The 725-nt window shown below is 75.6% G+C and carries 2 protein-coding genes; one reads left to right on the top strand and one right to left on the bottom strand.

Features of this window, described 5'->3' with window-relative positions; genetic code table 11:
• A partial coding sequence (locus tag ABTU92_RS28620; RefSeq protein WP_408094966.1) for a sulfurtransferase TusA family protein occupies positions 1–119 on the bottom strand: 119 nt, incomplete at its 3' end.
• A gap of 257 nt (positions 120–376) precedes the next feature.
• Between ABTU92_RS28620 and ABTU92_RS28615 the strand changes: the two genes are divergently transcribed.
• Complete coding sequence (locus ABTU92_RS28615; protein WP_408094965.1) at positions 377–655, top strand: hypothetical protein; 279 nt, start codon at positions 377–379, stop codon at positions 653–655.
• Positions 656–725: the final 70 nt, after the last annotated feature.

Genomic DNA, 725 nt, shown 5'->3' with positions numbered 1-725 from the left:
GCCATCGGGTCCGTGCAGGCGACCTCGACGACGCTGCCCGCCGCCAGGCGGGCGAGGGCCTTCTTCGTCTTCAGCGCCGGGAGCGGGCACTTGAGCCCGCGCAGATCGAGCCTGTCCATGGCGCGGTTGTCGCGACCGGGGCCGTGGCCGTCAAGCCGCAGCAGCGGGCACGATCGCAGTCCGGGCGGCTCGGCACCGGCCGGCAAGCCGTCCGGCGGCGGCGCTCCGGCAGGCGCGGGATCCGGAGGCGCTGGTGGCGGTGGCGGCGCCACGCCGGGTGGCGGCGGAAGCCCGGGCGGAGCGCGCGGCGGCCCGGGCGGACCGCCCTGAGGCGGAGCCCGAGAGGACGGGACCTCGAGCGATGCCGGGCAAGCGCGTGCAGCTCGACGACGAGACGTTTGAGGCGCTCGCGCTGCTCGCCCGCGACTCGATGAAGGACTTTCAGGAGCTCGCCGACGAAGCCTTCGCCGACCTCCTGAAGAAGCACCACCGGCCCGTCGGCCTGAAGGACGCGTTGCGCCAGAGCCTGCGCCGGGCGCCCGCCAATGACCGGCCCGCCCGGCCGGCGCCGACGCCTGCGCCGAACCCGGCCGGCGACGCCGCGCCGGGTCGCGCACGCAAGTCGCTGCGACGCGGTGCCGCTCGGCGGAACTGACAAGACCGCCGCCGGTTGGCCGACGGACCCATAGAGGTACTCATGAAAGCGATTGCGCTCGCCGCCGTGC

It is taken from the genome of Rhodoplanes sp. SY1 (genome assembly GCF_046000175.1).
Lineage (GTDB): Bacteria > Pseudomonadota > Alphaproteobacteria > Rhizobiales > Xanthobacteraceae > Rhodoplanes.
Note: the sequence above shows the minus strand (reverse complement) of the source record. Positions and strands in the feature narration are given on the sequence as shown.